Source organism: Lysinibacillus sp. NPDC093197 (assembly GCF_044754025.1).
GTDB lineage: Bacteria > Bacillota > Bacilli > Bacillales_A > Planococcaceae > Lysinibacillus.
This window is the reverse complement of record NZ_JBIVOH010000001.1, coordinates 1,087,282-1,110,358: the sequence shown is the minus strand read 5'-3', so window position 1 is coordinate 1,110,358 and position 23,077 is coordinate 1,087,282. Positions and strand designations below refer to the sequence as shown.

General features: G+C 39.4%; 22 protein-coding genes and 1 other annotated feature. Of the genes, 19 read left to right on the top strand and 3 right to left on the bottom strand.

From position 1 onward, the window contains the following. Positions 1–11 precede the first annotated feature (11 nt). Positions 12–401 carry a thiol-disulfide oxidoreductase DCC family protein gene (locus ACIP9G_RS05630; protein ID WP_401018062.1) on the top strand — a complete coding sequence of 130 codons (390 nt, stop codon included), beginning with the start codon at positions 12–14 and terminating at the stop codon, positions 399–401. A gap of 205 nt (positions 402–606) precedes the next feature. Here the strand turns inward: ACIP9G_RS05630 and ACIP9G_RS05625 are convergent, their stop codons facing one another. Then, positions 607–1,137: a transcription repressor NadR gene (locus ACIP9G_RS05625; protein WP_340823421.1), complete on the bottom strand. Its 531-nt coding sequence runs from the start codon at positions 1,135–1,137 to the stop codon at positions 607–609. Between the two features lie 142 nt (positions 1,138–1,279). Between ACIP9G_RS05625 and ACIP9G_RS05620 the strand changes: the two genes are divergently transcribed. From ACIP9G_RS05620 to ACIP9G_RS05585, 8 genes are all read left to right on the top strand, one after another. Next, a complete protein-coding gene (locus tag ACIP9G_RS05620; protein WP_401018059.1) occupies positions 1,280–2,320 on the top strand; it encodes a LysM peptidoglycan-binding domain-containing protein in 1,041 nt (346 codons plus the stop codon). 70 nt (positions 2,321–2,390) lie between these two features. Then, a complete protein-coding gene (locus ACIP9G_RS05615) occupies positions 2,391–3,188 on the top strand; it encodes a phosphotransferase (protein WP_401018058.1) in 798 nt (265 codons plus the stop codon). 112 nt (positions 3,189–3,300) lie between these two features. Then, complete coding sequence (gene ruvA, locus ACIP9G_RS05610) at positions 3,301–3,921, top strand: Holliday junction branch migration protein RuvA (RefSeq protein WP_340823426.1); 621 nt, start codon at positions 3,301–3,303, stop codon at positions 3,919–3,921. Between the two features lie 19 nt (positions 3,922–3,940). Further along, positions 3,941–4,945 (top strand): Holliday junction branch migration DNA helicase RuvB, encoded by a 1,005-nt coding sequence (gene ruvB, locus ACIP9G_RS05605; RefSeq protein ID WP_340823427.1) that lies wholly within the window; start codon positions 3,941–3,943, stop codon positions 4,943–4,945. Positions 4,946–4,963: 18 nt separating this feature from the next. After that, on the top strand, positions 4,964–6,010 hold the full coding sequence (gene queA / locus ACIP9G_RS05600) for a tRNA preQ1(34) S-adenosylmethionine ribosyltransferase-isomerase QueA (RefSeq protein WP_401018055.1): 1,047 nt from the start codon (positions 4,964–4,966) through the stop codon (positions 6,008–6,010). Between the two features lie 114 nt (positions 6,011–6,124). Beyond that, positions 6,125–7,270: a tRNA guanosine(34) transglycosylase Tgt gene (tgt, locus tag ACIP9G_RS05595; protein ID WP_340823429.1), complete on the top strand. Its 1,146-nt coding sequence runs from the start codon at positions 6,125–6,127 to the stop codon at positions 7,268–7,270. A gap of 147 nt (positions 7,271–7,417) precedes the next feature. Then, positions 7,418–7,684: a preprotein translocase subunit YajC gene (yajC, locus tag ACIP9G_RS05590; RefSeq protein ID WP_340826447.1), complete on the top strand. Its 267-nt coding sequence runs from the start codon at positions 7,418–7,420 to the stop codon at positions 7,682–7,684. A 143-nt stretch (positions 7,685–7,827) separates the two neighbouring features. After that, entirely contained in the window at positions 7,828–8,463 is a 636-nt protein-coding gene (locus ACIP9G_RS05585; RefSeq protein WP_401018052.1) for a DUF421 domain-containing protein, read from the top strand. Here the strand turns inward: ACIP9G_RS05585 and ACIP9G_RS05580 are convergent. Continuing rightward, on the bottom strand, positions 8,460–9,977 hold the full coding sequence (locus ACIP9G_RS05580; protein ID WP_401018050.1) for a putative polysaccharide biosynthesis protein: 1,518 nt from the start codon (positions 9,975–9,977) through the stop codon (positions 8,460–8,462). The two genes, ACIP9G_RS05585 and ACIP9G_RS05580, sit on opposite strands and share 4 nt — an antisense overlap. A 93-nt stretch (positions 9,978–10,070) precedes the next feature. On the opposite strand from ACIP9G_RS05580, the gene ACIP9G_RS05575 reads away from it, so the two are divergent. Beyond that, positions 10,071–10,409, top strand: coding sequence for a post-transcriptional regulator (locus ACIP9G_RS05575; protein ID WP_340823434.1), 339 nt, complete (start codon positions 10,071–10,073; stop codon positions 10,407–10,409). A 356-nt stretch (positions 10,410–10,765) separates the two neighbouring features. Then, positions 10,766–13,033 carry a protein translocase subunit SecDF gene (gene secDF, locus ACIP9G_RS05570; protein WP_401018048.1) on the top strand — a complete coding sequence of 756 codons (2,268 nt, stop codon included), beginning with the start codon at positions 10,766–10,768 and terminating at the stop codon, positions 13,031–13,033. 431 nt (positions 13,034–13,464) lie between these two features. Here secDF and ACIP9G_RS05565 read toward each other — a convergent pair whose 3' ends face one another. Continuing rightward, a complete protein-coding gene (locus ACIP9G_RS05565) occupies positions 13,465–13,875 on the bottom strand; it encodes a hypothetical protein (RefSeq protein ID WP_401018046.1) in 411 nt (136 codons plus the stop codon). Between the two features lie 103 nt (positions 13,876–13,978). On the opposite strand from ACIP9G_RS05565, the gene ACIP9G_RS05560 reads away from it, so the two are divergent. The 8 genes from ACIP9G_RS05560 to recJ all read left to right on the top strand — a co-directional run bounded on the left by ACIP9G_RS05560 (position 13,979) and on the right by recJ (position 23,072). Continuing rightward, positions 13,979–14,167, top strand: a complete 189-nt coding sequence (locus tag ACIP9G_RS05560) for a hypothetical protein (protein ID WP_401018044.1) — start codon at positions 13,979–13,981, stop codon at positions 14,165–14,167. A 147-nt stretch (positions 14,168–14,314) separates the two neighbouring features. Next, positions 14,315–14,629: a binding site (T-box leader), on the top strand. A 102-nt stretch (positions 14,630–14,731) separates the two neighbouring features. Continuing rightward, positions 14,732–16,105: a chorismate-binding protein gene (locus ACIP9G_RS05555; RefSeq protein WP_401018041.1), complete on the top strand. Its 1,374-nt coding sequence runs from the start codon at positions 14,732–14,734 to the stop codon at positions 16,103–16,105. Further along, a complete protein-coding gene (gene trpD, locus ACIP9G_RS05550; protein ID WP_340826448.1) occupies positions 16,105–17,136 on the top strand; it encodes an anthranilate phosphoribosyltransferase in 1,032 nt (343 codons plus the stop codon). The genes ACIP9G_RS05555 and trpD overlap by 1 nt, the downstream gene beginning before the upstream one ends. Next, positions 17,133–17,924 (top strand): indole-3-glycerol phosphate synthase TrpC, encoded by a 792-nt coding sequence (gene trpC / locus ACIP9G_RS05545; RefSeq protein WP_401018039.1) that lies wholly within the window; start codon positions 17,133–17,135, stop codon positions 17,922–17,924. Before trpD ends, trpC begins: the two co-directional genes overlap by 4 nt. Beyond that, the gene (locus ACIP9G_RS05540) at positions 17,921–18,556 is read left to right on the top strand and encodes a phosphoribosylanthranilate isomerase (RefSeq protein WP_401018036.1); all 636 of its coding nucleotides are present in this window, start codon (positions 17,921–17,923) and stop codon (positions 18,554–18,556) included. Before trpC ends, ACIP9G_RS05540 begins: the two co-directional genes overlap by 4 nt. Next, the gene (trpB, locus tag ACIP9G_RS05535; RefSeq protein WP_401018033.1) at positions 18,534–19,742 is read left to right on the top strand and encodes a tryptophan synthase subunit beta; all 1,209 of its coding nucleotides are present in this window, start codon (positions 18,534–18,536) and stop codon (positions 19,740–19,742) included. The genes ACIP9G_RS05540 and trpB overlap by 23 nt, the downstream gene beginning before the upstream one ends. Then, positions 19,742–20,524, top strand: coding sequence for a tryptophan synthase subunit alpha (trpA, locus tag ACIP9G_RS05530; protein ID WP_401018030.1), 783 nt, complete (start codon positions 19,742–19,744; stop codon positions 20,522–20,524). Before trpB ends, trpA begins: the two co-directional genes overlap by 1 nt. 208 nt (positions 20,525–20,732) lie before the next feature. Further along, positions 20,733–23,072 carry a single-stranded-DNA-specific exonuclease RecJ gene (gene recJ / locus ACIP9G_RS05525; protein ID WP_401018174.1) on the top strand — a complete coding sequence of 780 codons (2,340 nt, stop codon included), beginning with the start codon at positions 20,733–20,735 and terminating at the stop codon, positions 23,070–23,072. Positions 23,073–23,077 lie beyond the last annotated feature (5 nt).

Below are 23,077 nucleotides of genomic sequence, written 5' to 3'. Positions count from 1 at the left end.
GGGTGTCAAAAATGAGTGGTATAATATTGTTTGATGGAATTTGTAATTTCTGTAATAGCAGTGTGCAATTTATAATCAAACGCGATCAAGCTGCGTTTTTTAAGTTTGCTTCGATTCAAAGTGAGGTTGGCCAAGCGCTTCTTGCGCAATACAAAGTACCAGCAAATATCGATAGTGTGATTTACATTGAACAAGAGAATATTTATTTTGAATCAACAGCAGCGCTTAAAATTAGTCGACGTTTAGATGGCTTATGGCCTGCTTGCTACGTGCTAATTGTTATACCACAATGTATACGAAATACAGCATATAAACTTTTTGCAAAAAATCGTTATCGTCTTTTCGGTAAAAAGCAAGCATGTCTATTACCAACACCCTCACAACGACAACGTTTTCTTTAAGGTGCCAGGCACATAAACGATTTCGAAAATTTTGAAAATTTTATTACTAACCGAGTAAAAATCCACGAAGATTTCTGCGGCTTACATCGTGCCCGCGGAAACCGAAGTGGATTTTTTCACGTTCGTTATAGAAAGCCTGGTATTATGCACAAGAACATCTATGAGCTAGCTCTCGGCTCTAATTTTCGTCCGTCACCATACCTTATTAATCTGAAACGAGATAGCCCTTTTTTTGCAATGATTGCTCAATTAAGTCTAAAACTTCAACGGAAGGTGCTGAAATAACATGAAGATGAGTGCCGCCTGTAAGTGCAGATAAGTAGCTTGCTTGTGTGTCGTTAACACGTTGTACAAATTTTTCAACTTCATGACGATTGGAGACCATGAACGAAGCGGTAAGCTCTCCGTAAATGGGATGCTCGACAATTACATTTTTAACGGTTCCACCACAGTCTACAATTGTTAACAATTCATCTTTAGCGTCTTCTGGTTTGTGGAAACATGGGATTGTCCGTTCAACAGTTTGACTGAGTTGCTCTTGGTGCATATAAATATAACCTTGGCTTGTTGCAATGATAGGTTCATTTCTAGCCTTTAATAATGTCATATCGTTAACAATGACCTGTCTAGAAACGTTTGCAAATTTAGCGAAGTCTGTCCCAGTTATAGGTGTGTTGCTTTTTTTTAGCAGTTCTAAAAGTTGCAGTCGGCGTTCCTCGCCTAACATTTTTTTCATAAAAGATCACCTCTGCCATGTAATAAAGGAAGTGTTATTCCTTAAGCATTAGTGTACCATGAAGCATTTCCACCATGCGTAATTTTTTGTATCCAAATGAAACATTGAACATATGATACGTAGAGAGGAAGGGAGGAAAAAATTGCGTATTCATATTGTTCAAAAGGGAGATACGTTGTGGAAGATTGCGAAAGAGTACGGTATTTCGTTTGAGGATTTAAAGCGACTCAATGCCCATCTTGCCAACCCTGATTATATTGTTCCGGGCATGGAAATTATTTTGCCTGAAAAAATAAACATGGAGCCACATAAAGGATCACATAAGGAAACACATAAAGAAACACAAGTGCATAAAGAGATGCCAACTCAAACAAAGCCAAAGGAAAGTGTTAAAAAAGAGGTGCAAAGACCGATGCCGGTACCACCACCTATTGTTATTCAACCACCAGCACCGATGCCGATGCCAGAACCACAGATGATTCCAATACCGTTTCCAATGCCAATGCCGATGCCACAACAACAGCAACCGATGTGGGTGCCACAGCCAGTAGAACTTAGCTGGAATCAACAATTAGTAATGCCGCAAGTGCAACAACCAGCACCACCACCACCAGTAGCACAGCCAGCACCGCCGCCGCCACCACCGCCGCCGCCACCACCGCCAGCACCAGCACCGCCGCCGGTTCATATGGTACCACATATGCCAATGGTACCTCATTGCTCTAGCTGCCATCAGCCAATGCATCATCAAATGTGGTGGCATATGCCAATGCATCCACAAGTAGAGGCATATACAATGCCACAGCAACAAATGCCATTTGCTATGCCGCAACAACCAATGCCAACATATGTAGAAGGTGCGAATTTCTTAGAATCGAGCTCATCACCATTCTTTAATGAGCCACAAATGCAGCCTCAATTTGAGCAGATGCCAATGATGCCGATGATGCCGATGAATCAACCTTGCGGATGTGGTGCACAGCATGGAATGGGTCAATCTTGCGGATGTGGTGCACAACATGGAATGGGTCAATCCTGTGGATGTGGCTCTCAGCCGGTAATGATGCCTAATTGGCAATTTGACCATAACTGCCCACCGCCATGCCCGCCACCATGTCCTTCACCTGGACCATGGGTTTCACCGAACTTTTTCCCAGGCGGGATGACGCCTTATCGATGGTAAAAAGGCATTCATTGTTGAGGAAGTAAAACCGAACATTTGGAAGTATAAATATCGATCAAATCATTATTTTGTGAAACGAGCAAAGCAGTTAGAAATAGCAGATAAGGTGAGGGCAATTCATCGTCAACTTGGACGAATAGAGCCCTCCCTCGTCCTGCCTCTAGTAAAAAGTGATGATGAGCAACTTATCGTTCAAATGTGGCAAGAGGGAAGCCACAGTGCGAATTTTGCACATAAAAAAGATAGAGAACAATCTTTAAAGTTATTAAACACACTGCATGATACAAATCAAAAAATTGCGTGGCAACGAGTGCCAGGTTTGTATACCTTCTCACAGCTTTTAAAATGGCAGATGCGTCATATGCGTTTTAAAAGCAGACGAAATGAATTTAGAGCATTTTTAACGAGAGAAGAAGTGGATCAAATCATTCATTTTAGTGAAAAGGCTTTGCAGTTAATGGAGCAAGAAAATGTGCCAGAAAAAGATATAACATTGCTACATGGTGATGTCGTACATCATAATTTCTTATGGTGTTCAGATGGGGAATTGCGCTTAATCGATTTTGATCTTGCACATCTTGGTGAAGCTGATGATGAATATATATTATGGCTACATCGTGTGTTACCTGCAGTAGATTATAATATTGATAGTGTTTTGAACGAATTACCAGAGCTTCAACGGTTAGATAAGAGAAAGTTACATCGTCTAAAGTTTCCTAATGAGTTATTACGAGAGTGGTTATTTGCTGTAGATTTGCCACTAGAACAACAGCTAGTATTTTTAGATTATTTAATACCGTTTACTAAGCGAGCCCTAACATACTGGCCGAAACTGTGGTACGATATTGATAGAGTGATAAAGAAATGACCGTCTCCGAGGCGGTCATTTTTGCATGTGAACGGTACTATCGCCATTTATATAGTCGAGCATTCGTTCGCTATATGCTATAATCGAAGACGATGAATGTGAGGGATTTTACATGTATGATTATTTAAAAGGACAAGTAGTGCGTATTACGCCTGAGTATATCGTTTTGGAGCAACAGGGGATTGGCTGGCAGTTGAATACACCTAATCCATTTGCATTTCGTGCGTCAGCCGTAGAACAACAAATCTACGTACATCTACATGTTCGAGAAGATGCACAAATGTTGTATGGCTTTCCTAATTTAGACCAACGAGAGCTGTTCCGAAAATTAATTTTAGTGTCGGGCATTGGACCTAAAGGGGCGCTTGCGATTTTAGCAACAGGCAATCCACAACAAGTAATCAGTGCCATCGAACGTGAAGACGAAGCATTTTTAGTGAAATTCCCTGGTGTTGGTAAAAAAACAGCACGTCAAATGATTCTAGATTTGAAAGGCAAACTTGGTTCTTTACTTGACACTATTGAGTTACCTAGCTCTGAGGATGAGTTACCGTTATTTGGCGTCAATCCATATAAGCATGAATTAGAAGAAGCCATTCTAGCATTAATGGCACTTGGTTATTCAGAAAAAGAACTCGATAAAATCCGACCGCTTCTTGAAGATAATGACAAGCTAGAAACAACAGATGCCTATATGAAGCAAGCATTACAGCTTCTACTGAAGTTAAAATAATGAAAGGGGGGGCAGGTACATGTCAGAGCGCATGATAGCAAGTGAAGCAGGTAGTTATGATGAACAATTTGAATTATCTCTAAGACCACAAAGATTGGCTCAATATATTGGGCAGCAGAAGGTTAAAGAGAACTTACAAATTTTCATTGAAGCGGCGAAGCTTCGGCAGGAAAGTTTGGATCATGTACTATTATATGGTCCTCCTGGATTGGGAAAGACGACATTAGCCGCGATTATTGCAAATGAAATGAATGTTAATGTTCGTATGACGAGTGGCCCTGCTATTGAGCGTCCAGGAGATTTAGCCGCAATTTTAAGCTCACTGGAGCCGGGGGATGTATTATTTATTGATGAAATTCATCGCCTTCCCCGTGCGATTGAAGAGGTACTTTATCCAGCAATGGAGGATTTTTGTTTAGACATCGTTGTTGGAAAAGGCCCTGAAGCACGTTCTGTCCGTCTTGATTTGCCACCTTTTACACTCGTTGGGGCAACTACAAGAGCGGGAGCGTTGTCAGCGCCACTCCGAGATCGATTCGGTGTTCTACTACGTCTAGAATTTTATGATGATACATCATTAGCTGAAATTGTAGTTAGAAGCGCGCATTTATTTGATGTCGATATTGAGCAAATAGCCGCAGGTGAAATGGCAAGGCGCTCTCGTGGTACGCCTCGTATCGCTAACCGCTTACTTAAACGAGTGCGAGATTATGCACAAGTGCTTGGAGATGGTATGATAACGGAGGACCTTGCCAAGCAAGCGCTAGAACTTTTACAAGTTGATCCTAGAGGGCTTGACCATATTGACCATAAACTTGTGACCAATATGATTGAGCGCTTCCGTGGTGGCCCAGTAGGCTTAGATACACTTGCTGCCTCTATAGGTGAAGAACGAGTGACGATAGAAGATGTGTACGAGCCTTATTTAATGCAAATAGGCTTTATTCAACGTACACCGCGTGGACGTGTTGCAACGCATCTTGCTTACGAACATTTTGGATATGATTATCCACAACAAACATAAAAGAAGGAAGTTTTTTCAATGCGTGTAGAAGATTTTGATTTTGAATTACCAGAGGAGCTCATTGCACAAACGCCACTTGTCGATCGTACGGCAAGCCGTTTAATGGTAGTGACACCGGGCTCAGAAAAAGTCGAGCATCATCATTTTGCCCATATATTAAATGAGCTACATGCTGGTGACTGTCTTGTATTAAATGATACAAGAGTATTACCAGCACGTTTAATGGGTGTGAAAGAGGAAACAGGCGCACATATCGAAGTATTGCTTTTAAAGCAAACAGCAGGCACTGATGAATGGGAAACGCTTGTAAAGCCAGCAAAACGTGTTAAAGTGGGTACCGTTGTGACATTTGGCGACGGTTTACTAACCGCTACTTGTACAGCTGAGTTAGACCATGGTGGCCGTATGTTTGAATTTAAATACGAAGGTATTTTTTATGAAATTTTGGAGCAACTTGGAGAAATGCCATTGCCCCCATATATTCGCGAAAAATTAGATGACAGTGAACGTTATCAAACTGTATATGCGAAAGAACGCGGCTCGGCAGCAGCACCAACAGCAGGTCTTCATTTTACGCAAGAATTATTAGATCAAGTTCGCGCAAAAGGTGTGGAAATTGTTTTTATAACGCTGCATGTTGGTCTTGGAACATTCCGTCCAGTGAGTGTGGACTCGATAGAAAATCACGAAATGCATGCTGAATTTTATAGCGTAACAGAAGAAGCGGCTGCTACGATCAACCGAGTGAAAGCAAATGGTGGGAATGTGATAGCTGTTGGTACAACTTCTACTCGTACGCTCGAAACAATTGGCTCTAAGTATGGAGAAGTACGTGCAGAGCAAGGTTGGACATCTATTTTCATTTATCCAGGCTATAAATTTACTGTAGTGGATGGTTTAATTACAAACTTCCACTTACCGAAATCGACATTAGTAATGCTCGTTAGTACACTTGCGACGAAGGATACGATTTTAAGTGCTTACAATCAGGCAGTAGAAGAAAAATATCGCTTCTTTAGCTTCGGGGATGCTATGTTTATACGTCCAAGTTCAATTCGTAAATAATGTTTATCAATATTCTATTAAGACAGTTGAATGTTGATATTGATTTTTCAAATGAAAAATTTTAAAAAATCGGAGTACTGTTTTTACTTTAGATAAGAGAGGATTTATTATTTTATGACACAACCAGCAATTCGTTATGAACTACTTCATACATGTAAGCAAACAGGAGCGCGACTAGGCATCGTGCATACACCACACGGCTCTTTTGAAACACCAGCATTTATGCCTGTGGGGACTCAAGCGACCGTTAAAACGATGTCTCCTGAGGAATTAAAAGAAATGAATGCGGGCATTATTCTTTCAAATACGTACCACTTATGGCTTCGTCCAGGCAATGATATTGTGAAGGAAGCAGGTGGACTGCATAAATTTATGAACTGGGATCGCCCGATTTTAACGGATTCAGGTGGCTTCCAAGTGTTTTCACTGAGCCAATTCCGTAAAATCGAAGAAGAAGGTGTCCATTTCCGTAATCATTTAAATGGTGATAAGCTATTTTTAAGTCCAGAAAAGGCGATGGAAATTCAAAATGATTTAGGGTCAGACATTATGATGGCATTTGATGAATGTCCACCTTACCCAGCAACATATGACTATATGCTGAAATCGGTAGACAGAACGACGCGTTGGGCAAAGCGATGCAAAGAAGCGCATGCTCGTCCAGAAGATCAAGGCCTATTCGGCATTATTCAAGGTGGAGAATTCGAGGAATTACGTCGTCGCTCTGCTGAAGCATTAGTAGAGCTTGATTTTCCTGGTTATGCAATAGGGGGCTTATCAGTAGGCGAACCTAAAGATGTGATGAACCGAGTGCTAGAGTTTACGACACCATTAATGCCATCCAATAAGCCGCGTTATTTAATGGGTGTTGGTTCGCCAGATTCTCTTATTGACGGCGCTATTCGAGGAATCGATATGTTTGACTGTGTATTACCAACACGAATTGCACGTAATGGTACATTAATGACATCTGAAGGCCGTTTAGTCGTTAAAAATGCGAAATATGCACGTGATTTCGGTCCAATCGATCCAAACTGTGATTGCTACACATGTAAAAATTATTCTCGTGCGTATGTTCGTCATTTAATTCGTACGGAAGAGACATTCGGTATACGTTTAACTTCTTATCATAACTTGCATTTTTTACTGAAGCTAATGGAGCAAGTTCGTGAGGCTATTCGTGAGGATCGTCTTGGTGATTTCCGTGAAGAATTTTTCGAGAAGTACGGTTTTAATGGACCAGATGCTAAAAACTTCTAAAAATGGAATGCATCTTAGCGAAAATTTACCTGTTATAGAAAAACTATTGATAATATAGAAAAATTTTGGGCTTGTCCATCGCTTTTTTAGGGTGAAATAGTCTATACTAAAAAAGTGAGATTTGGAAAGGGGGCTAACAATATGAATATGGAATCAATTTTAGGATTTGCGCCTATTATATTGATGTTCGTTGCGATGTGGTTCATTTTAATCCGTCCTGCTAAAAAGAGACAGCAAGAAACGCAAAATATGCAAGGAAGCTTACAGCGCGGTGATAAAGTTATTACAATCGGTGGCTTACATGGTGTGATCGACTCAATCGAGGACACTGCTATCACTTTAGTTATCGCTGATAATGTTCGCGTTAAATTTGACCGTCAAGCAATTGGACGTGTCGTAAATGACCAAGTATAATAATATAAGGCGTTGTCCCAAATAATTTTTGGACAACGCCTTTGCAATTCTAAAAGCTTTGTCGAAATGTGCGCATTTTTGACACAGCTTTTTTGTATAAAAAGCAACTGATACGGTCACCTTGATATTGTGGGGGTGTCTGTATGGAAGAATATTTAACAATTATTTTTAGAACGTGCTTTTTATATGTGTTTATACTTATTGTTTTTCGTTTAATGGGTAAACGTGAAGTAGGTGAACTTTCTGTCATCGATTTAGTCGTGTTTGTTTTGATTGCGGAAGTTGCTGCTTTTGCACTTGATGATTACGAAAATCCTTTATTTAATGCCATTTTACCGATTATTATTTTGCTCTTTATTCAAATATTGAGTGCTTATTTATCGTTAAAAAATAAAAAGATACGTGATTTAGTTGACGGTGAACCAGCACTTCTCGTTAAAGATGGTATTATCCAAGAAAAAGAAATGCGGAAGCAACGCTATAATTTGGATGACCTATGTCAGCAACTACGTGAAAATGGCATCGCTTCTGTTACTGAAATTGCTTATGCTTACTTAGAGCCTTCTGGCAACCTTTCCGTTTACAAAAAGGATGAGAAGGCATTTATCTATCCGCTGATCATTGATGGTGATATCCAAAATAGACACTTATTGATTATTCATAAGGATGAAGAATGGTTAATGGAAGAGCTAGCTAAAAATAATATTCAGGATACTAGTACGGTGTTCTTTTGTATATGGGAAGACAATCGACTCCATATTCAATTAAAGGAATTTTAAACCTTCTTGGCTAATTTACGTATATAAAGGAAATCTGTAAAGCGTAATTGGTTTGTCAGTAATAACAGCGTAAATAGTAAAAATAATGTAACACAGCTACTTAATAGGAACGGTAATGGCATAATTTGCATGAAGAAATATTGCGCAATACAAACGCCGATAAAACAACTATAAGGTACAACAAACATACGGAAGCCTGCGCGTAAATTTTTACGTTGTCTAACTGTAGCGATATGCAAGAACGATGTAAGTAACACACCGAAGCCAATTGCTACAACAGCACCTTTTTCTTGTATCCCAGGTTGGGAGGCCAGTACAAACATGACGAATAGTTTGCCAAGGCCACCGTATATTGAATTCATCATTGCAGCACGAGCTTCACCGACAGCTTGTAAAATCGAATGTAATGGACTTTGAATATAATAAAAATAAAAAATGGGTGCTAATATTTTCACATAGCCTCTATTTTCTTCTAAGTGAAATAATTTCATTGCTAAGTCATCACCGTGTACGAAAAAATACGTAGCAGCGACGCAACCTACCAATGAAGATAAGCGTAGAGAAACGGATATACGTTCCTGTAAAAGAGCGTTATGTTGACGAGCGACTGCATCACTGACAGCAGGAATAAGGACAATTGAAAGTGCTGTGGATACAAAGGCTGGGAATAATAGCAGGGGCACTAAAACACCTGAAATAACTCCGTATAATATAGTCGCGGCAGATGCTGTCAATCCTGCCATCGTTAATGCCTTTAAAAAGATAATTGGTTCTAAAAACCAAGTGAAAGAGCCAAATAGTTTGCTTCCTGCTGAAGGTACGGCAACCCGCAACATAGGTGAAGCAGGATAGGACTCCACTTTGCTTTTTCTTGGCAATAATTTTTTCTTTGAAACCGTATAATGTAGCCATAAATACAAGAAAGCAACTACTTCAGCTAACAGTGTAATACCCATTGCAGAAGCTGCAGTTATCGAAGCATTATTATAAGCAGCAACCAGTGGTAACATGAAGGTAATAAACCCGATACGAACAATTTGTTCAAGCATTTGTGCCCAAGCAGTTGGTGTAATTTTAGCAACGCCCTGTAAATAAGCGCGAAGTAATCCTGAACCAACCGAAACTGGCACAGCGAATAGTGCAATCCAAAGTGTAAAGGTTGTTTGTTCATTATGTAACAGCGTAGTAGAGATATAAGGTATTGTTAGTGCAACGAGTGGCATAAAAACAATCATACCAATAAATGACCAAAGGATTGCTGTACGCATCACGCCAAAAATGCTTTCGCGTTTATTTTTTGCTAGTAATTCAGCTACAATTTTTGCTACAGCGATAGGTAGTCCAAGTTGAATGAGTGAGATGAAGAAAATAAATGCAGGATAGGCGGTCATATAAATACCGACTGCCTCTTCACCAGCAATACGCATAAACTGCATTCTATAAAAGAAGCCAAAGAGTTTAGATAAGAAAATCACAAACATTAAAAATAGTGTACCTCTTACAAAAGAACTCATGCCATCCGTCCCTTCTCAAGCCGCAAAAATTCATTTACACTATTTGTATGCAAACACTTCTTACGATACAACTTTGATTGGAGATGATTCAAAATGAGTATGCAACATGCACAACTATTTGAAAAAATTCGTCCGGCAATTGATAGTAAGATTGCAGAATTTAAGTATTATAATTATGATGCGATTACAGCAGAAGAATTATGGCGTTTTTGCGTAGAAAAAAAATGGCGGAAAAAAAATATAGAGCAATTGCGCTTATATGAAATTATTGCTACTATTTTTGCAGTATCACCGTCCGATATTGTCTCATTCAACCAAGTAGAGTTTTTACAAAGTGATGATTGGTTTGCAGAAATAAACACAGAGGAACTAAAATCATTGCTTGGTCCGGTGAAAACACAAGCAGAATATGTCGGTTCTGTAAAAGATTAATAAGAATAATACAGTGTTGAATTGACACCAAGCGCAACGTGTTTCATAATGAGTGTGTTGCGCTTTTTTACTTTGTACAAGCCATATTAAAAAAAAGGCTGTAAAAAGTTGTAAGGAATTTTGATTTCCCTACATAAATGTTCCGCTTACTATTCATAATGAAATGGGAGACGCATCTTCTATTAGTACGGGATTTGCGCGTTATTGAACGATTAAAATAAGTAAAGCAACCCTTTTGAAGCACGAGCTACAATTATTCTAAGGAAAAGGAGGAATACAGGTTTCAAAAGGTATTGCTAGTATACTTGTTTGCAGTGTAAGGGATGCCCTTGCACCAATTCGAGGAGGATTTATAGATGAAATTAAGAAGTCGAATTGTTGCATTCGTGCTACTTTTGGTGCTATTTGCAGCTTCCATGGGTACGACTGTAGATGGCGTCTTAAAGGACATCAAGCTTGGTCTTGATTTACAAGGCGGGTTTGAGGTACTTTATGAGGTCAACGAATTAAAAGAAGGACAAAAAATCACACCTGAGGTTGTAACCGCAACGGCAACAGCTCTTAGTAACCGTGTCAATGCAATTGGGGTAAGTGAACCAAGCATACAGGTTGAAGACAAAAACCGTATTCGCGTGCAATTAGCGGGGGTTGAAGACCAAGAATCTGCTCGTAAAATGCTATCTACATCTGCGAATTTAACATTCCGTGATGTCGATGATAATTTACTTTTAGATGGTGATGATTTAAAGGCTGATGGTGCGTCAGCTTCCTTTGACCAACAAAACCGTCCAATTGTTTCGCTAACGTTAAAAGATGCGAAAAAATTTGCGGATATTACGAGTAAAATTGCTGCCAAACCACAAGGCCAAAATTTACTTGTTGTATGGCTAGACTTTGAAGAAGGCGTCGATTCTTATAAAGCGGAATCACAAAAAGCGAAACCTCGCTATGCTTCTGCAGCAACAGTTAGTCAAACATTAAATACTACAGATGTAATGATTAGTGGTAGCTTTACAGTTGACGAAACAAAAAATTTAGCAGGTATTTTAAATGCAGGGGCACTTCCTGTGAAACTTGATGAGATTTACTCTACATCAGTTGGTGCACAATTCGGTGACCAAGCATTAAAAAGTACAGTATTTGCAGGGATTGTAGGCGTAATAGTAATATTCCTATTTATGCTATTCTACTACCGTTTACCTGGTTTCATTTCGATTATTACTCTTGCTGTTTTCACATTCCTAGTACTTGTTGTGTTCGACTGGATTAATGCCGTGTTAACATTGCCAGGTATTGCAGCTATCGTGCTCGGAATAGGGATGGCAGTAGATGCCAATATCTTGGCAGCAGAACGTATTCGGGAAGAGCTACGTGTTGGTTATTCGGTAAAACAAGCATTCCAGATTGGTTCAAAACAATCTTTATCAGCGATTGTCGATGCGCAGCTCACAACATTATTAGCTGCAGGTGTATTATTCTACTTCGGTACAAGCTCTGTTAAAGGATTTGCAACAACATTAATCATTAGTATCTTATTGAGCTTCTTAACGGCTGTTTGGGGTTCTCGTGTGCTATTAGGATTACTTGTAAACAGCGGTTACTTTAATAATCCAGCATGGTTTGGTATACCAAGATCTAAACAACATAGCTTGGATGAAAAAATCGGTACATTAGATTTATCAACAAAATTTGATCGTTTTGACTTTGTACACAACCGTAAAAAATTCTATACGCTCTCTTTAGCTATTTTTGTTGCAGGGATTGTCGTTCTTGGAATTTTCCGCTTAAATCTTGGAATTGACTTCTCAAGTGGTACGCGAGCGCAAATTGAAGCGGATCAAACATTAACGAAAGAAGAAGTTTCAAAATATGTGGCTAGCATCGGTTTCCCATCTGATGATATTGTGCTTTCAGGTGAGAAAAGTAATATGGCGGTTATCCGTTATAAAGATGACTTATCACAAAGTGAAGTTTTAAAATTCAAGAAGGTAGTAGGCGAGAAATATGGTCATGAGCCTGCAGTAAGTACTGTATCTCCAACTATCGGTAAAGAGCTCGTGAAAAATGCTATTAAAGCATTAGCTCTTGCTGCACTTGGAATCATTATTTATGTAGCGATTCGATTTGAATGGCGTATGGGTATTGGCGCGATTGTATCGCTTCTGCATGACGTATTCCTTATCATTGCTGTCTTTAGTTTTATGCGCTTAGAAGTGGACATTACGTTTATTGCAGCCGTACTGACAATTGTTGGTTACTCCATTAACGATACAATTGTTACATTTGACCGTATGCGTGAAAACTTAGAGCAGTATGATACGATTAAAGACAGAGAAGTTTTGGCGAACATTGTTAATAAATCATTACGTCAAACGATGGGACGCTCTGTAAATACAGTATTAACAGTAATTATCGTAGTAGTGTCGCTCCTAATTTTCGGTGCACCATCAATTGAAACGTTCTCAATTGCGTTATTAATTGGTTTAATTACAGGTATGTATTCTTCAATCTGTATTGCAGCCCAAATCTGGTACTCACTAAAAGTGCGTGAGATGAAAAAATCAGATGGTCAATTACACAAAAAAGAGAAAAAACAATGGGGAACAGACGAACCTACTGTTTAATAAATAGTTAAAAGAGCCATTCTCAACTGATGTTGAGATGGCTCTTTTTGTATGGTTAGGATTAGTGTTTTACAAATAACTTAATTATTGAGAATTTTTGTTGAAAATTTTAGTGTTTCTAATAATAATCTTTTATTGTGTTAATGATAGATTGTTTCATGTCTTATTAGCCCTATATATTGTGAGTATTTGTAAAAATATACATCTTCTTTATATCTTTTATATAGTAAGAGAAACTGTTCGTGTGGTTTTGTATATCTGATGTGCTTATAATATACACTTCTTCTTTCAGAAGAGACTGAAGAAAAAATGGCAGTTGCTATAGAAGCTAGAACACCTACTATTACATTTTTTGTAAGTATGGCTGCGAGGACACCTAATAGTGCAGCTTTAGTTAAGCCAGATACATTAATTTGTCCATAATCTGTAAATTAATAAACCCATGTTGTACCAAATCCAGCACCTTGATCAACTGATAAAGGTCTTGGATTATTGTTTTGCAAGTGAATAGATTGATGGTTATTGATTGATGTATGCTCATTTTCAATTTCAGCAAATTTTTTTAAAGAATTTACTATTTCATCTGAAAGTTTTTCACCGTTTAAAAACATTTCATTTTTTTTAGTATCGTAGACAATGTTTTCAGTCGTGTTTCCGTCGTCTACAATCACCGTTTTTATGCCGTTGTCAGTATTTATTGTTACGATGAAACTTTCTTTTGTTGCAGAGTCAGTTAAAATAAATCTTTTATTATTTGATGATACTTCTGCATTAGCTGAGGGGAGATTGAGAGTAAATATTACTAGTAGTATTAACGCTGTAAGGTTTAGAAATTTTTTCATGATTATACTCCTTTCTTTAAAAGACTATAAATATGATATATAAATTATATATAGAAAAGGAAATAAATTAAACTAACAAGTGATTTTATAGGAGGGAAATTTAATGAAATTGCTGAAAATTGTATTGAGTTTGTTTATTGTGCTGGTTGGTTCTTTCTTTTTAAATATTACTGTAAAAGATGAATTACTTAAAAATATTGTATTGAATTTTTTAGGAGTTATATTTTTGTTCGTTGGTTTATTTTATCTACTTAAAATAATGAAAGTCCATAACAAATGTGAAAAGAAGTAAGCAACTTTGTAATCTTTTAATCAGAATTGGTTGACAATTATTGTAGGGTGGCATAGAATAAGGCTAACTTTTCGTTCGGATACGGTAGAAGGTCTCGGGAGCGAGATCAGCCTAGAACAGATGAGCAGAGCATAGACGAGAATAGCTGAGAAATTGTTGAATAAGAGTAGTAGCATAAGTGTGCAATCTAGAGAGTCAGTGGCTGGTGAAAACTGATTTGTAGCTTATGTGAATGGACTTATGAGAGTTGCTATGCAAATAGCAAACGGATTCCCCACGTTATCGGGGGTGCTTCATCTTAAACAGTTAACTACACAACTGTTTAATAGACATATGCCTATAAATTTTTCGCACAAAAAACACTGCGATAGATTTTATTTGCTATAGGTAAAAATGATGCACATAAGTGAGAGCTTTATAGCTCTAATATGAGGTGGCAACGCGGTCATGATCGTCCTCTGTAATTAGGAAAATTCCTTTTTGCAGAGGGCTTTTTTTGTTTTGTTTTATGCTTTTGCTAAATCGAGAAACGTAAAATTAATGTTTAAAAGGAGTTTAGTCGATATGCAAACAACCAGTTCAAGAACAAAGGTAAAGAAAATAAATGGGGATTCGTTAACGCCAATATTAATTTTTAGACGCTTGCAAGGTACACATAAATTTTTGCTAGAAAGTTCAGCACAGCATGAAGGGGCAGGACGCTATTCGTTCATAGGTGCCAATCCTCGAAAAACATATAAAGGTATAGGCGATGAGATTACGGAATACTCCTATAAAACGGGAAAAACGTATACACATAAAGGCGACATTTTCGTATTGTTGAAACGCTTGATGCCTCGTATTTCGAATACGACTGAATTTCCATTTTCAGGTGGTGCAATAGGTTATATTGGCAGTGGTGCTACAAACAATGTAGCAAGAAATCAAGAAATTTTAGAGGGACCAGATATACATTTTCATGTTTATGAAACAATCGTTGTTTTTGACCACCTAACGGATGAAGTTACATTGATCCATACAAACATCGATGCAGAAAATAAAGAGCCGAATTTAGAGGAATTGGCTCTGCAGTTATTAACAGGCAAAGAAGTTGAAGATACAACATGGAGCTATCATGCGCTAAAGCCGTTATCAGATAAACAATTTGCAACATCTGTTACAAACTTAACAGAGACGTTAAGCGAGGAGCATACACGTGTTATTCTTTCCAAACACTTTATAGCTACTATGCATGGAGATGCCTTTGCATTATATCGTCAATTACGAAAGAAAAATCCTGCCCCATATATGTATTATGTAACATTTGATGATCATATTGTGATGGGAACATCGCCTGAAAGTTTGGTTCAAGTAAAGGGTGAACGCGTTATTGCGACACCTACGGAGGGCTCTTTTCCACGCGGCACAACCAACTTAGAAGATAGAGAAAATGAACGTAAGCTGTACGAAAATACTGAAGTGAGGAAATCGCATGCAGTTCTTGTTACGGCTGTACAACAAGAGCTAGCAAATGTATGTTTTCGTGATTCTATTCAAGTGATTGATGCGATGAGAATTGAGCGTTCGAAGCAGAAGCTGCATATGACATCCTATGTAGAAGGGCAACTATTACCGATGCTACATGCAATAGATGTCTTAGCTGCGACAATACCGCCATTTTCATCTACATGTATGCCAGATCAACAAACCGAGAGTAATATAGCAAAAACAACGCAAACAGCAGGTGTTTTTGGTGGTGCTATAGGATTTATAGGATTTAATGGGCATTTAGATTTTGCATTAACTGGTAAGTCAATTGTTGTTGAAAATGAAACAATGCATATGCAATCCACGATAACGGTAACAAAATATTCAAATGTGAAAAATGTACTGAAACAAGTAACAGCGGAAGAACAGTCGTTTTTACAACATTTGAAAAATGAAGGTGAGATAAAATAATGGAAATGATAAAAAGAAAGGTTCAGCAGCGTCAACATTTAATGTACGAGGAAATGATAGAAGCGGCAAAATGGATGTTCCAACAAACTACACCGAAAGAAGAAATAGCTAATTTTTTATTAAGCTTATCGGCAAAGGGCGAAACGGCTCATGAAGTGGCGGCATTAGCAACGGTTATGCGTTCATTTGCACTGGAAGTACCAGCTAAAGCAGGTGTCTATATGGATAACTGTGGTACAGGTGGTGATGGATTAAATACATTTAATATTAGTACTGCATCAGCCTTTGTATTAGCGGGGGCAGGTGTCAAAATGGCTAAGCATGGTAATCGTAAAATTTCATCTGCATCAGGTAGTGCGGATGTGTTAGAGGCATTAGGTATTCATACAAATATTTCTATTGAGCAAACGGTAGAGCTTTTAGAAAAAGAAGGTATTGCTTTTTTATATGCTCCAAATGTACATCCAAAATTGAAGCGTATCGGAGAGGTGCGCCGTGCCTTAGGAAAGCCAACTATTTTTAATCTTGTCGGGCCACTGACAAATCCAGTCCCATTATCAACTCAGTTTACTGGCATTAATCGACCAAACTTTGTAATGGAATATGCTTCCGTTTTACAAATGCTCGGACGTGAGCGAGCGATAGTTGTTTCTGGTCCAATGGGTTTAGATGAAGCGTCACTTGCTGGTCAAAATACATTTGTCTTAGTAGATAAGGGAGATTTGATTCCGTTTGCCTTAACAGCAGAGGACGCAGGACTTCACTATGCACCTTTAGAAGCGATTCGAGGTGGCAATGCTAACGACAATGCAGCCATTATGCGCAAATTGCTGGCAGGTGAACAAAGTGCTTATTTTGATACGGTATTGCTAAACGCTGGAATTGGTTTATTTGGCCATGGGATTGCGCAAACCGTCAAAGAAGGTGTGGCTATTGCTAGGGATAGTATCATCAGTGGACGCGCATTACAAAAATTAGAGGCAGTAGCCGCTTATAGTGAGCAAATTAAAGAGGTGGAGATTGGGCAATGAATATATTAACTAAAATTATAGAACAAAAAAAAATAGAGGTAGCCGACTTACTTACACAGCCAGATCCATTAGCCGATTTCAACGAAATAAAGCGCAACTCTCTTTTTGCAACGTTAAACACTGCTGACACTTTGCAAGTCATTGCGGAAATGAAACGTGCTTCTCCGTCGAAGGGCCTTATTGCACAAGGCGCTGATCCTGTAAAACAGGCGAAAATTTATGCTGAAGCAGGTGCAGCAGCTATTTCGGTCTTAACTGACAAAGCATTTTTTCAAGGTTCGTTTGAAGATTTGGCTGCAGTTGCGAAAGCTGTGCAAACACCATTACTTTGTAAAGATTTTATGATTGATCGTGTGCAAATTCGATTTGCCAAGGCTGCTGGGGCATCTATTATTTTACTAATTGTTGCAGCACTTGACGATGTAACGTTACAAGAATTATTTAGCTTTGCAACAAGCTTGGGGCTAGAAGTGCTAGTAGAAGTTCATGATGTTGAAGAGCTTGAACGAGCACTAGCTCTAGGTGCAAAGTTAATTGGTGTCAATAATCGAGATTTACGCACATTTGAAGTAGATTTAGCACGTACGAAAGAAATTGCAGAGGCTTTTCCATTTGAGCAGCAACGGGTGCTGATTAGTGAAAGCGGCATTTGGCACAATGAAGATGCTAAAAAGGTTGCGGCAATGGGCGCAAGTGCTGTGCTTGTAGGAGAATCATTAATGCGCAGTGGCGATGCAGGCAGTGCACTTCGACAATTACAAGTAAATAAAGAGGGTGCATCAGTATGACGAAAGTAAAAATTTGCGGTTTGAAAGAAGTACAGCATGTGAAAGCGGCGGTGCTAGGAGGAGCGGATGCCATCGGTTTTGTCTTTGCACCAAGTAAACGCCAAGTGTCCATAGAACAGGCGCAACAATTGGCACAGCATGTACCTGAAGGAATTATGAAAATAGGTGTTTTTGTTAATCCAACACCTGAGGAATTACAACTGGCCGTCTCGAGTGTGCCATTGGATTATGTGCAGTATCATGGCGAGGAAACGCCGGCCTTTATTGTTCAGCAAGGCTATCCTTCGATTAAGGCTCTTTCTGTCCATTGCGCGGAGGATGTGCAGGCGGCGACCAACTATGATGTTGACTATTATTTATTCGACGCTCCTGGCACGGATTATAAAGGCGGAAGTGGTCATACGTTTGATTGGACATTACTTGAGGCAGCCGGCATCCAACGAGACAAGCTAATACTAGCAGGTGGCTTGAAATTAGAAAATATTCAAGAGGCGCTGTCACTTGTATCACCTTCTATGGTAGATGTTTCAAGCGGTGTTGAGACGGAGGGTAGCAAAGACACGAAAAAAATAGAAGCATTTTTACAAGCAGTAAGAGGGGGAGAGCATAATGACAAATTCAATCGCAAATAGTGTACCGACGAAGGAAGGGCGCTACGGGAAATTTGGCGGCCAGTATGTTCCAGAAACATTAATGACGGCATTAATAGAATTAGAAGCATCTTTTGATGAGGCGATGGCAGATCCAATATTCACAAACGAGCTAGCTTATTATTTACAGGAATATGTAGGTCGTGAGACACCGCTGTACTATGCTGAAAATTTAACAAAAGAGCTTGGTGGAGCCAAAATCTATTTGAAGCGTGAAGATTTAAATCATACAGGCGCTCATAAGATTAATAATGCTATTGGTCAAGCGCTTCTTGCCAAGCGCATGGGTAAAAAGAAAATAGTGGCGGAAACGGGAGCAGGACAACATGGAGTAGCGACAGCGACTGCTTGTGCATTGTTAAATCTGGAATGTGTTGTTTTTATGGGTGCTGAAGATATCAAACGACAACAATTAAATGTTTTTCGTATGGAGCTACTTGGCACAAAGGTAGAGTCTGTTGAAACAGGTTCGAAAACGCTAAAAGATGCAGTTAATGCTGCTCTTCGTTACTGGGTGACGAATGTCGAAGATACACATTATATTTTAGGCTCAGCTCTAGGTCCTCATCCTTTCCCGAAAATAGTGCGTGATTTCCAACGTATCATTGGTGTGGAGACAAGAGCACAAGTCCTTGCAAAAGAAGGACGTTTACCAGATGCCGTTGTCGCTTGTATAGGCGGTGGCAGTAATGCTATTGGCATGTTCCATCCATTTGTCGATGATGAATCGGTAGCGTTATACGGTGTAGAAGCAGCTGGAAGTGGTATTGATACAGGGAAACACGCTGCGGCCATTGCAGGTGGTCAGTTAGGCGTTCTTCACGGAGCATACATGTATTTACTTCAAGATGACAATGGTTTTGTTCAGGAGGCACATTCCATTTCAGCAGGTCTTGATTACCCTGGGAAGGGGCCAGAGCATTGTTATTTGCATGATATTGGACGCGCAAATTTTGATTCTATTACAGATGATGAAGCGCTTGAAGGTCTACAATTACTAAGTCGCACAGAAGGTATTTTACCGGCTCTGGAAAGTGCACATGCTATTGCGTATACAGCAAAGCTTGCAAAAGAAATGAATGCTGGTGATATCATTGTTGTTTGTTTATCAGGCCGCGGTGATAAGGATGTACATACTGTTCGTGCAGTACTTGGAGGTGATAAATAATGACAACATTACAGCAGGCAATTGATCAAGTGAACAACGCTGGTAATAAAGCATTTGTGCCCTATATTATGGCAGGAGATGGTGGGCTTGAAACGTTAAAGCCAACTATTTTGTCATTACAAAAAATGGGTGTGACAGCCATTGAAGTGGGTATTCCTTTTACCGATCCTGTTGCGGATGGTCCTACGATAGAGCAGGCAGGAGAACGAGCTTTGGCAGAAGGTGTAACATTGCGAAAAGTTCTAGAAGCGCTTGCTTCATTCCGTCAAGAGATTACAGTTCCATTAGCCGTTATGACATATTTTAATCCAGTTTTAGCTTATGGTTTAGAGCAATTTGCCATCGCTTGTGAAGCAGGGGGGATAAAAGGGTTAATCGTTCCTGATGTACCACTAGAGGAAAGTGAAATACTTCGTCAAACTTTAAATCCCCATGGTGTTGACATTGTGCAACTTGTATCGTTAACAAGCCCACCAGAGCGAATTGCTCGTATAGCAGCGGCTAGTCAAGGTTTCGTTTATGCAGTAACTGTGAACGGTATTACTGGGGCTCGTGCAAGCTTTGCAGATGATTTAGAAGGTCATTTTACACGTTTGCGTAATATGAGTCACATACCTGTGTTAGCTGGCTTTGGCATTTCAACGCCTCAACAAGTGGTGAGCATGGGTGCCCTTGGCAATGGCGTAATTGTAGGCAGTACAATAGTGGCGGCTTTGCATGAAGGAAATGTTGCTAAAATCGAAGCATTAGTCGCAGCCTCAAAAGGAACTGAAATTGTTTGAGTGCCTGGCACTTTATTTGTCGCCGTCCACTCCGAAGTCTACTCTTTTTTAGAGTAGGCTTTTTAATATGCGGAAGGAAAGTGTCTTGCATGTTAGAAATAACGAAAAAATAGACAATCTATTAAATCAGGATAAATCTAGTAAGCTAGTGGATAGTGCGAACATACTCGATTTTCGGTATAATAGCCTTCGTGAGGAAGTGAGAAATATGATTTTATCGAAAAAAAGATGGCAGGTCGAGCGTCCAGACGCACAACTTGTACAAACATTACAAAATGACTTACAACTTTCTGCTATTGCGGCGAAAATTTTGGTGGCCCGAGGCTGTTCAACATCAGCTGATGCAGAAAGCTTATTAAATATGACAGAAGCAAATATACATGATCCGTTTTTAATGCATGGTATGGCAGAAGCGGTAGAGCGCATCCAAAAAGCGCTTGAAAATAATGAGAAAATTTTAGTTTACGGAGATTATGATGCCGATGGTGTGACAAGTACGACGGTCATGCTCAATGTCCTACAAGACCTTGGAGCAGATGTGTCTTTTAAAATACCTAACCGTTTTTTACATGGCTATGGTCCGAGCGAAGCGTTATTTCGTGAAGCCTATGAAGAAGGCATTCAATTAATACTAACGGTGGATAATGGTATCTCAGGTATTGAACCGATTCGAGTGGCAAAGGAACTTGGAATGGATGTGATTGTGACAGATCACCATGAGCCTGGAGAAGAGTTACCACAAGCGGATATCATTTTACATCCACGTGTACCTGAGGGTCATTATCCGTTTGGTGAGCTGGCGGGTGTTGGTGTGGCATTTAAATTAGCGCATGCCCTATATGGTGAGCTGCCAACACATTTATTTGAGTTTGTGGCAATTGGTACCGTTGCCGATTTAGTACCACTAGTCGACGAAAACCGTTATCTTGTAAAACGTGGCATTGAGGAAATGAGACGTTCACTTAGCCCGTGGATACAGGCAATGTGCGAAGTAGCAAGTGCAGAGCAAGCCACTATCAATGAAGAAACGATTGGCTTTTATTTTGGGCCACGTTTAAATGCAGTTGGTCGACTTGGCGAAGCGTCTCCAGCTGTTGAGTTACTAATGGCAGAGGATGCACCAAAGGCGACAGCACTAGCGAAACAGCTAAATGGATGTAATACAGAACGTAAAGATATCGTGAAAAGTATTACAGATGAGGCGATTGCCTTAATCGAAGCAGATGAAAAGATTGGGGATTCACTTGTTTTAGTTGTAGCAGGGGAAGGCTGGAATGCTGGCGTTGTAGGTATTGTAGCATCAAGACTTGTTGAACTTTATTATCGTCCAACAATTGTCCTGTCACTAGACTTTGAGAAAGGGACAGCAAAAGGGTCTGCACGTAGTATTGAAGGGTTCCATTTATATAATGAATTGGCGAAAAACAGAGATATTTTACCACATTTCGGCGGACATCCGATGGCAGCAGGAATGACGTTACCATTGGAGCATGTAGATGAACTTCGAGCGCGTTTGGATGTACAAGCAAGAGAATGCTTAACAGAAGAGCAATTAACGCCCGTTGTTTCAATTGATATTCCGCTTAAAATTGATGAGATTTCTGCGGATGCCATAGAAGAAATTGCGACGCTCGGCCCGTTCGGCACAGATTTCCAGAAACCAGTGTATGTACTTGAAGATGTGGAAATTGCATCGATGCGTAAAATTGGTGCTGCTGAAAATCACATTAAAATGGAATTAACCGACGGCCTTGAGAAATTGGATAGTGTAGGTTTTAATAAAGGGCATTTGTATAATGAGCTGACATACGGCATTAAAGTATCGTTTATTGGCGATCTTCAAATTAATGAGTGGCAAGGACGTAAAAAGCCACAATTTATGATTGAGGATGTTCAAACGACAGAGTGGCAATTATTTGATATTCGTGGAATTCGTCAAACATCTCGTTGGTTGCATACAGTGCCAAAAGAGGAAGCTATTTTTTATGCGTTCCGTCCTGAGACGATGAGCTATTATCACTCATTGCTAGATGTGCCAATTCAATTAGTTGATGCTGAGCTGACCAATGTAGAGCAAACAAATTATATTGTGTTGCTCGATTTACCACACAACGTTCAATTATTAGAAAATGTATTACAAAAAACTGCACCTTCCCGTATTTATGCTCATTTTTATATGCCAGATTCCCAGTACTTCAACGGAATGCCTACGCGTGAACAATTTGCCTGGTACTATAAATTTCTAAAGCAACGCCCTGCATTTCCATTAGATATGCATTTAACGGATTTAGCAAAGCATACGGGTTGGCCGTTAGAAGCATTAAAATTTATGACACAGGTGTTTTTTGAGCTCAATTTTGTTAGAATGGAGAGTGGACTGACGACTGTCAACGTGAATGCGCCGAAAACGGCATTAACTGAGGCGCCGTCTTACAAACAACGTTCAGAACAGATTGAAATAGAGCAAAAACTTGTCTATGCACCATATATAGAGCTAAAGCAATGGTTTGATGAACGATTAAATTTATATACGAATACAATTTCGTAGGAGGA